Annotated in this window: 9 protein-coding genes; 5 read left to right on the top strand and 4 right to left on the bottom strand. The window is 44.3% G+C overall.

Annotated features, from left to right (window positions below):
• Positions 1 to 133: 133 nt before the first annotated feature.
• A complete protein-coding gene (locus tag APA_RS07205; RefSeq protein WP_236579437.1) occupies positions 134 to 307 on the bottom strand; it encodes a hypothetical protein in 174 nt (57 codons plus the stop codon).
• Between the two features lie 148 nt (positions 308 to 455).
• Between APA_RS07205 and APA_RS07210 the strand changes: the two genes are divergently transcribed.
• Both APA_RS07210 and gshA read left to right on the top strand, forming a co-directional pair.
• Positions 456 to 1,655: a DUF3095 domain-containing protein gene (locus tag APA_RS07210; protein WP_201321622.1), complete on the top strand. Its 1,200-nt coding sequence runs from the start codon at positions 456 to 458 to the stop codon at positions 1,653 to 1,655.
• 112 nt (positions 1,656 to 1,767) lie between these two features.
• Entirely contained in the window at positions 1,768 to 2,913 is a 1,146-nt protein-coding gene (gene gshA, locus APA_RS07215; protein WP_201321623.1) for a glutamate--cysteine ligase, read from the top strand.
• Positions 2,914 to 2,950: 37 nt separating this feature from the next.
• Here the strand turns inward: gshA and APA_RS07220 are convergent, their stop codons facing one another.
• The gene (locus APA_RS07220; protein ID WP_201321624.1) at positions 2,951 to 3,520 is read right to left on the bottom strand and encodes a Uma2 family endonuclease; all 570 of its coding nucleotides are present in this window, start codon (positions 3,518 to 3,520) and stop codon (positions 2,951 to 2,953) included.
• 161 nt (positions 3,521 to 3,681) lie between these two features.
• Entirely contained in the window at positions 3,682 to 5,487 is a 1,806-nt protein-coding gene (locus tag APA_RS07225; RefSeq protein WP_201321625.1) for an ABC transporter ATP-binding protein, read from the bottom strand.
• Between the two features lie 84 nt (positions 5,488 to 5,571).
• Here APA_RS07225 and APA_RS07230 point away from each other — a divergent pair, with 84 nt between their 5' ends.
• Complete coding sequence (locus tag APA_RS07230) at positions 5,572 to 6,072, top strand: gamma carbonic anhydrase family protein (protein WP_201321626.1); 501 nt, start codon at positions 5,572 to 5,574, stop codon at positions 6,070 to 6,072.
• A 30-nt stretch (positions 6,073 to 6,102) separates the two neighbouring features.
• Here the strand turns inward: APA_RS07230 and APA_RS07235 are convergent, their stop codons facing one another.
• Positions 6,103 to 7,632 (bottom strand): leucyl aminopeptidase, encoded by a 1,530-nt coding sequence (locus APA_RS07235; RefSeq protein ID WP_201321627.1) that lies wholly within the window; start codon positions 7,630 to 7,632, stop codon positions 6,103 to 6,105.
• A 302-nt stretch (positions 7,633 to 7,934) separates the two neighbouring features.
• Between APA_RS07235 and APA_RS07240 the strand changes: the two genes are divergently transcribed.
• Both APA_RS07240 and APA_RS07245 read left to right on the top strand, forming a co-directional pair.
• Positions 7,935 to 9,641: a TolC family protein gene (locus tag APA_RS07240; protein ID WP_201321628.1), complete on the top strand. Its 1,707-nt coding sequence runs from the start codon at positions 7,935 to 7,937 to the stop codon at positions 9,639 to 9,641.
• A gap of 66 nt (positions 9,642 to 9,707) precedes the next feature.
• The gene (locus tag APA_RS07245; RefSeq protein ID WP_201321629.1) at positions 9,708 to 10,022 is read left to right on the top strand and encodes a hypothetical protein; all 315 of its coding nucleotides are present in this window, start codon (positions 9,708 to 9,710) and stop codon (positions 10,020 to 10,022) included.
• Positions 10,023 to 10,166 lie beyond the last annotated feature (144 nt).

Genomic DNA, 10,166 nt, shown 5'->3' on the forward strand with positions numbered 1-10,166 from the left:
AGTCCTTATTTAGCGAGCTTTTGTACTTTTTCAGGAAGCCCTAATTAATAGAGGATCTATTTTTGATGACTCAAGGGGAGGGGGCAGTGAATCTGGAGTGCTTACACCTAGCCCTGTTAGGAAATAGTATCGCTTATTTTTTAAGGGCATTACGGAAATTGTTTGCTGCATCTAATCGGGAAGTTTGTGCCATTGAGACACAGCGAGTCAATAACTCTATATCTAAACCTGCAAGCTCTGGAATCTCGCTCTGGGAAATCACTTCATAGGTGCGAGCAAGATGCAAAATAGCCGCAAAACTTGACAAGAGAATCGGATTTATTTCTCTCTAATTTATGACCTGTTTTAGATCAGAAATATAGCCAGCGATCGCCACAACAGCCAACTGGCGGTTATACCGATCGCCCTTTATTGCTAGGATTAAGTGGCTTGCGATCGCATTCAAGGCTACAGATATGAGTATTCAAGACTTTCAGCCCCAAAATACAACTTCTGAGAACTTTTATGCCGATCTGCCTATTCTTCATGATTTTGCTGATATTACCCATAGTGAGAATTTTTACGCAGTTCCCAGTGACTGGGCAGCGATTATTACCGATATTGCCGAATCGACAAAAGCGATCGAGGATGGCAGGTACAAAGATATCAATCTCTTAGGTGCTTGTTCAATTATTGTGATTTTGAATATAGTTGGAGAATTAGAGATTCCCTTTGTATTTGGTGGTGATGGAGCATCTATTCTCATTCCCCCAAAATTTATCCCAGAAGCAGAGCAAGCACTGTTGGCTGTGCAAAAATTAGCAGCAGATGAATTTAATCTTATATTACGCATCGGCATTGTCCCACTTGCAGCAATTACCTCAAACTATGAAATTAAAGTTGCGAAACTACGCATCTCTGACAACTATGTCCAAGCCATCCTCAGAGGTGGAGGGATAAGCTATGCAACACGTTTGGTTAAGGATAAAGCGACAACGGACTTGTACAGTCCTAAGCACCAAAACTCCTATGCGATCGCGGACTTTTCTGGATTAGAATGTCGATGGCAAGATATTCCCACGCGCCATGAAGAGATCCTTAGTTTAATCGTATTTGTAACAGCCCCAAGTCAAAGCCAAATTGATAATCTCTATCGCGATGTGATTAACCAGATAGATCGCATTTATGGGAAAGGGACAGAATGTCATCCCGTTGTATCAACAAATTTACAGCTTGCCTTTGGGGAAAAGAATTTATCGTCAGAGACTAGAATTTTTATCGCTTCTAAGAATTGGTTGAAACGAATTTTATATTCATGGAAACTCCGTCTGATTAATTTGTTAGGAAATTTTCTGATGGCATTTAACATCAAAACCAAGGCGCTTAATTGGGGAGATTATAAGCAAATTGTTTCAGAGTCCACCGACTTCAAAAAATTTGATGATGTGTTGCGAATGGTTATTTCTGGAACAACTCAACAGCGCCAAAAAATAATTGATTATTTAGAAAAGAAATTTCAAGAAGGTCGCCTAGTATATGGCTTTCATATATCTGATCGCGCATTAATGACTTGCCTAGTATTTGAGCGTGATGGTCGTCAAGTCCATTTTGTCGATGGAGCCGACGGTGGCTATGCCTTAGCCGCTAAAAAGATGAAAGAACGCATGAAAAGTTAGCACTTTTCAAAAATTTCTTGGTTCGGGTTTTGTATGCCCTAAGGCATCTTTAAAGCGATCGCATTGCACGGTAGGCTAGTACATAGTGTCTATAGCAAAAAGGAAACCTCCCGTGCTTTTATCTAAAGGCTTTGAAGTGGAAATCTATACCTCTACACCGACGGGGGATGTAGTGGGCTTTAGCGATCGCATTGTGGCTAATCTTAACGGATTTGTGCGTGAACCAGACAGCCGCAATGTTGAATACATCACGCCGCCTTTTCATAAGTATGAGCCGTTGCTAATGGCTCTGGTGGAGCCACGACAAAAGCTACGCAGCTATTTGCGATCGCTAGGCGATTACACGCTTATGCCAGGCAGTACACTTGCTTTGGGTGGGGTCGATCATTTTTATCGCTCTGATCCGCAAAATCCTTATCACACCTACATTGAGCAGACCTATGGCACTAATGTGGTTACAGCAAGTATTCATATTAATGTTGGCATACCCGATCTAGAGTTATTAATCGCCGCGTGTCGCTTGATCCGTCTAGAAGCACCGCTCTATCTTGCTCTAAGTGCCGCGTCTCCGTTCCTTGATGGCAAAGCTACTGGCTTTCATTCTTCGCGCTGGCAGATGTTTCCCAAAACACCGAAGCTAGTTCCTTTATTTAGCAGTCATCGTCATTTTGTAGAATGGACGGAACAGCAATTACAGTTAGGCACGATGCAAAATGTGCGTCATCTCTGGTCGTCGGTGCGTCCGAATGGCGATAATCGCCCTTACAATCTCAACCGTTTAGAGTTACGAATCTCTGATTTAGTTATCGATCCAGTCGCATTGCTAGCGATCTCGGCTCTTTTAGAAATGCGCCTCAATCAATTTCTCGAAGCTGGGATTGGTTCAACACTCGATCCACTTGCGCCCAATGCGACCAAGTTTACCCCAGATGAACTAGCTACGATTGCTGATCAAAATGAAGTCGCGGCAGCGATCAATAGCCTTGATGCAGTGCTGACCCATTGGCAAACTGGCGAACAAATTACTGCAAGGGAATGGATTTCTAATCTCTACGAAGAGTTGCGATCGCGTGCGAAGGATAACGGGGTCTGGTGTTTCCTATCGCCATTACAAAAGATTTTCGATCAAGGTAATGAGGCTCAACGTTGGCTAGCAGGCTATAACAATGGGCTTAGTCCGCGTCAAATCATGACCGATGCGATCGCATCGGCTGAGCAAATGGATAAGGAACTTGCAGAAGCTTTGTTGTTGTCTTAAATAAAAATAGAGGGGTGCATTGCGCCCCTCTATTTTGTTATTCTGATTCAAAGTTAATGCGATTGTATAAAGTAGAAGTTGCGATCGCAACTTCAAATGATTTCATGGAGATGGTTTCATTATTTTCATAGGCGGCGAATATCCAGCGATCGCCTTCTTTATAAAAATGTTCGACATACTTGCGATCTTGAGAAATTAGCAGATATTCTTGAAAAGAGGGAATAGTCCGATAGGATGCAAATTTGCCAGTCCGATCATAGCTGGCTGTGGAAGGAGATAAAATTTCAGCAATCAAAATCGGATTGAGTAAGGTATCTTTGCGTCCTTCTTGATATTCAAAAGGCTCAGCTATGACCATCACATCAGGATATGTGGCTATATTGCGATCGGGAATCCAAAGACGTTGATCGGTGACAAAAATACCATAGGGTTTGTCCTGTATTGCCTGATGTAAAGCAACAAAAAAATTACCAATAATACGATTGTGTGTGGGTGTGCCGCCAGTCATTGGAATGATTTCTCCATCAATATATTCGTTTCTTGTCTCTGAGAGAATTTCCTGCTCGAAATACTCGGTAAGGGATTTTTTTTTGGTGAGTGTTAGCATAATTACCTTCTTAGTTTGAGGGTTAGGACTTACGCAAATGTGCCAAGAACTGGGGTTCTTGGCCCGCGATTTATCGCAGGGCTTGAGTGCAAGGCTAATGCGTAAGTCCAATAGTACTTAGTAAGAGCGCTTCGCGCTCCATAAAACCTACTCAGTAGGTTTTATGGAGATAAAACTAAAGCCTTGGGAATGGCGCTGATTAATTTTTGAGTATAGGACTGTTGAGGATTCCTGTAGATCGATTCGGCGGTGTCTAGTTCGACGATTTCGCCTTTGTTCATCACCATGATGCGATCGCTCATAAACTTAACTACACCGAGATCGTGGGAAATGAAGATATAGGTTAATCCAAATTCAGCTTGGAGTTCCTTTAATAGATTGAGAACTTGAGCTTGTACGGATACATCAAGAGCAGAAACAGGTTCATCGGCAATGATTAATTTGGGATTGAGAGCCAAGGCTCTGGCTATACAAATACGTTGCCGCTGTCCACCCGAGAACTCGTGGGGATATCGACGCATCGCGCTTTTGGTTAAGCCGACGCGCTCCAGTAAATAGGCAACTCTTTCGCATCTAGCGGCAGATTTGCGATAACGCTCAAAGCGTTCTTGATGGCTGTGGACGATCAATGGCTCCGCGATCGCATCGCCAACACTCATACGCGGATTCAGCGAACCGTAGGGATCTTGGAATACGACTTGCAGATCGCAGCGCAACTTTTGTAGAGCCTCTCCTTTTAATTTTGAAATCTCACGTCCTTCAAATTTGACTGAACCCATCACGCCATTGGTTAAGCCCAGAATTGCTCTACCTGCGGTAGTTTTACCGCAGCCTGACTCACCGACTAGTCCAAGGGTTTCGCCACGATAGACATCAAAGCTAATATTATTTACGGCGACTAGATAGCGCTTTTTGAGTCCTAAGATGCTGCGAATTGGAAACTCAATTCTGAGGTTCTGTACAGAGAGAATTGGGTCTTGTTTTTGCAATTCCGCTAAACGAGCAAAAGTTTCTTCGGGTGGAACAACTTCTAAATAACGAGGATCGCTGGGTTCTTTCTCAACCATTTGCCCATTTTGAATTTCCATAAAGTCGCTCACCGTTGGTAATAGGCGCAACTGGCGATCAGGTTGAGGACGACAAGCGATTAAGCCCTTAGTATACGGATGTTTTGGCGATTGGAAGATGGCTTGTGTATCGCCACTTTCCACAACTTCGCCTTGATTCATAACGATCGCATGATCCGCGATCGCTGCCAAAATCCCTAAGTCGTGAGTAATAAAAATCATCGACATCTGGCGCGATCGCTGAATCTCTTTGAGCAGTTCGAGAATTGTCGCTTGTACGGTCACATCTAGCGCCGTTGTCGGCTCATCGGCAATAATCAATTGGGGATTGCAGGAAATAGCCATAGCGATCATCACGCGCTGCAACTGTCCGCCCGAAAGTTCGTGGGGATAGCGTCCTATTAATTGCTCAGGATTGGGTAATTGCACTTCCTGAAATAGCTGAATTGTGCGTGTCTCGGCTTCCTGCTTAGAAACTTTTTGATGCAAGCGAATCGCTTCGATGACTTGATAGCCACAGGTAAATAAGGGATTGAGCGAAGTCATCGGCTCTTGAAATATCATCGATATGCGATCGCCTCGATATTTCAGCATTTTCTGTGGCGATACTCGCACCAGATCAAGCGGTACTTCACCACTGGGTCGAAATATGACTTCACCGTCGGTAATTTTGCCAGATTCCCCCAATAAGCCCATGATTGCTAAAGCTGTTGCTGATTTGCCAGAGCCAGATTCACCAACGATGCCAAGGGTTTGTCCTTGGGCAAGGTCAAAGGAAATATTTTTGACAGCATAGACGAGTCCTTCATCGCCCCTAAAGGCAACCTGTAAGTTACGCACCGAAAGCAATAAATCTTCAGGCTTAACTAGATCTTGAGCTAAAGCAGGGGATTTTGACATAGATTATTAGCTGGCAGAATTATTCATTATTATAGGAGCATAATAGGAGAGCGCTTAGCGCGCTCCTATTTAATGATGAATAATATGCATCTTCCCTATTCGCAACTACCTACACCCGCGCTCTCTCCGACGGCTTTTATTGCCAATGATGCTGTCGTGATTGGGAATGTCCATATCGCTGAGCATGTAAATATTTGGTATAAGGTGGTGATCAGGGCTGATGTCAATCGGATCGATATTGGTTATTGCACAAATATTCAGGATGGGGCGATCTTGCATGGCGATCCTGACCAGCCTTTAGTGATTGGTGAGTATGTGACGATCGGACATCGGGCGGTGATCCACTGTGCGGAAATTGGGCGCGGTTGCTTGATTGGGATGGGTGCAATTCTATTGGAAGGGGTGAAAATTGGGGCGGGAAGTATTGTTGGGGCTGGGGCGGTGGTGACTAAGGATGTGCCTGCGGGTGTGGTGGTAGCGGGTGTGCCTGCGAAGGTGATGCGCGAGCTTTCGGCAGAGGAACAACAAAATGCGATCGCCCATGCTGAAAGTTATTACCAATTATCGCTGTTGCATGTGCAGTAAAAAAAGGCGGCACAATGTGCCGCCTTTTTATTAATTCAGTATTAAATTCACCAAAGTTCTGACAGCAAAACCTGTACCACCAGCATTGTTGTAGCCTGACTCGCGATCGCTCCAGACAGGACCTGCGACATCAAGGTGCGCCCATGCTTTTGTTTTTTCTACAAATTGTTTTAGGAATAAAGCACCTGTAATTGCCCCACCTGCGCGAGAACCTGTATTTTTAAAATCAGCCACCACGGACTTTAATTGATCGAAATAGGGATCTTCGAGGGGCATCCGCCAGAGTTTTTCACCAGCATCTTTCGCGGCTTTGGCGATCGCCTCGGCAAAGTCATCATCAATCGACCACATCCCCGCAATATCTTCACCTAGAGCCACCACACAAGCACCTGTCAATGTGGCGAGATCCACGATCGCATCCACACCCAGTTTATCGGCATAGACTAAGGCATCAGCTAAAGTCAAGCGACCTTCGGCATCAGTGTTATTCACCTCAATAGTCTTGCCATTAGAAGCAGTCAGGATATCCCCTGGGCGCATCGCACTACCATTGATCATGTTTTCACAAGACGCGACGATGAAATGGACTTCGAGGTCTGTGGGTTGGAGTTTAGCGATTACGGCTGCTGCGCCCAATGCAGCAGCCGAACCTCCCATATCGGTCTTCATGAGTTCAATACCAGATCCCGCGCCAGCCTTAATATTTAAACCACCAGAGTCAAAAGTTAAGCCTTTGCCGACGATCGCTAATTTTCGCTTCGGAGTGCCATTGCTATAGGTGAGATGAATGAATTTTGGTGGAATATCTGAAGCTCTGGCTACGCCGAGAAAAGCGCCCATGTTTAGGGCTTCACAATCGGCTTGTTCGAGAATTTTGACACTGAAATACTTTGATTCTTCAGCGATCGCCAATGCTGTCTCAGCAAGAGTAATCGGCGTAACGATATTTGCAGGAGCAGACACCAACTCTCTTGCCAAAATCACACCATCGACAATTTGCTGTGCTTTTGCGATCGCAGGATTGGCTATCTCAGGATCGGTTTCTAAAATCTCAACTTGATCTAAAAACTGGGGGTTAGCATTTTTGGATTTGAACCGCTTGTCTTGATGGCCTGCAAGTAACACACCTTCAGCGATCGCTTGAGCCGTCAAACTCACATCTTGGTTATAGGCTGGAAAAGCCAGAGCCAGATTTTTTACCTTCACTTTATTAGCCCATTTCACTGCCGAAGCCGCCGCCCTGCGCCAGACATCAGCATTAGCCTTAGCAGGATCTCCCATTCCGATCAAAATCACCTTACGGATCGCATAGTCAATACCCACACGCCCACTGACCGATGCACCAATTTCCCCCGTAAATTCTGACTCAGTAATTAAATCAGTCAAAGTACAAGCTAAAACCTGAATATCCAAGTTTTTTAGTGATTCAGATAGTTGTAAAGCTTTCTTTTCTTGATTTTCTAATTGCTCATTGCTAGATTTTGGACTTGCAAAAACAGCGATCGCAAGGGCATCACCATGCCAAGCCTGCGGAGCAGTTACTGATGTAAGAATATTCATTGTGGATATAGTCTGTAAATTTTGTCGCGACGTTATAACTAATATTAACGCCAGTTCGACGATGGCGAAGAAAGGTGGTTCTCGCTTTGCGAGAACCACCTTTCTTCGCCATTTTGAGAAGTCATGGCAAAGCACCACCACCAAATTTCTGGGTTTGTACTACAATCTGTAAGGCAAACATACTGAGTCCTTTTCACATTTTGACCCGATAGCATGATGATTGTCACATGTGAGCTATCAGAAGATGATCAAAGTAAGGTATGTTGCTTGCTACTTTAATGTGTGGAGAGACGGACTGAATTATGCGAATTTCTTCCAGTTGGTTGACGCTTGGTGCGAGTTTGTCGCTTCTGATTCCAGCTTGGACAGCCAATGCTCAAGAATTTACCATGCCTCTAAAACCTTATACAAAGGTCGTTCTAGAGCCTGACAATACAGTCAAAATTACTTTGTCTGAGCCAGAAGTAAATAACCCGAAAACGGTCGAGATTCTTAAACCAAACCCTGAATTAGTAAGTAATCAGCAATCCATCCTCCAAGATATTCAGGTAATGATTTCAGCTTTACCGAAAGCCAATATTTCAGACTCATCAAAATTGCCTGCCTCAGAGACTACTATCTTTCAAGATAGTCAGCGATCGCAACCTGAAAAAGTCAGTTCTTCTACCGAACCTGCTAGAGTAATTCCCAGCGCTGCTGCATCTACCTCAGGTCAACTCGATCCCGCACAGACCCTAGTTGTGCCAACGACACCAAGCCAAGTTAGATTGGATATCACTAAGCCAGTCACCCTAGCAGAAATTCTTGACTTAGTTGAAAAAACTAACTCCGATGCAATTCGAGCCAGAATTGCGGTTGATCGCGCTCGTGCTGTATTACAAGAAAACGAAGCAGGGCGATCTCCAACGGTTACAGGAACGGTGCAATACAGTTACAGTGACTCGGCACAAGCACGACTAAATAGCATTAATAACAATACCCCACTAGGCAAAACAACTAGTAATCCACTCACTGGTACGATCGGAGTCGATTACAACGTTTTTGACTCAGGCGCTAAGGAGGCGGCGATTCGGATCGCTGAAAACAACTTACGCATCGCTGAAGCTGATCTCAGTCGGATCAGACAAAATATTCGCCTGAGTATCGTCACCGCCTATTACAACTTACAGAATACTGATGAAACTATTCGGATTCAACGCAAAGCTGTTGAAAATGCGGAAAGAAGCTTAAAAGATACAAAAGCTAGAGAAAGAGCAGGTGTTGGCACAAAGTTTGACGTGTTGCAATCTGAAGTCCAGCTTGCTAATGCTAAGCAAGATTTACTCAATGCTGAGGCAGCTCAATTGGTGGCAAGACGTGAGTTATCTCGACAGCTAAACTATCCTGCCATCGTCGAGATTACGGCGGCTGATAAAATTATGCCAGTACCTGAATGGAAATTGCCAGTCGAAGAAACCATCTTACTAGCTGTCCGCAATCGCGCCGAGTTAGACATTCGCAAGTTAGAACGTGAAGTTGCTCGCGATCGCGCAACTTCGTCCCTAGCGAAAATAGGTCCGCAGGTTAATTTATTTGGCAACTTTAATACTGCTGCTGAATTTACCAGTGGCAGCGGTGTTGGCGTTGGTTATCAAGTTGGGGCAACTCTAAATTGGAATCTCTATGATGGAGGTAAAGCCGTGGCGCAAGTAGATCAATTCAAAGCCGATCAAGCCATTGCGGAAGCCCGTTTTGAACAAGATGCCCGTCAAGCACGTTATGACGTGGAAGAGTCATACATCAATCAGCGATCGCGCCTTAAACAAATTGACACGGCTACTAAAGCTGTCCAACAAGCAGAAGAGGCGTTGCGTTTAGCCCGTCTACGTCTTGATGCAGGGGTCGGCACGCAACTTGAAGTCATTACGGCTGAGGCAGCGCTCACTACTGCTGATGTCAATCGAGTGCAAGCAATCATTGGTTACAACCAGTCCCGCGCCAATCTTGAAAGAGCTGTAAGTGGTTTATAAATACCGAAATAAGGGGCGCGAAGCGCCCCTTATTTGCATAAAAACCAACACTAGAGATTTATGATGATGACGGGAATAGACGGGTTTATTTATTTTTCATGTCTCTTCGTTATTGTGTGGGTTATCCTTAGCCTTCAAGCAAGTATTAAAAAGCTTGAGCAAAAGGTGAAGCGGATGGATATTTCTCTAAGCTTGCTATTAAATCGGATGGAGATTGAAGTTCCATCTCAATTCTCAGATCGAGTAAAACAGATTGCACTTGCTCCCTATCGCAAAATAGAAGCAATAAAGCTTTATCGAGAAGAAACAGGGGCGAGTCTTAGAGAATCTAAAGAAGCAATAGAAGAGTTTATTGAGCAGAGTCAAGAAAAATGGAGATAATAGAATATTTATAGCTTAGGACTTACGCAAAAATGGCTTAAAACCAGCGTTTCATCGTAGGGGCAATTCATGAATTGCCCTTACATTTCGTTCATTTGCGTAAGTCCTATAGCTATAAAAATAAAACCCATTCATAGAGTTGCG

Source organism: Pseudanabaena sp. lw0831 (assembly GCF_016584665.1).
Lineage (GTDB): Bacteria > Cyanobacteriota > Cyanobacteriia > Pseudanabaenales > Pseudanabaenaceae > Pseudanabaena.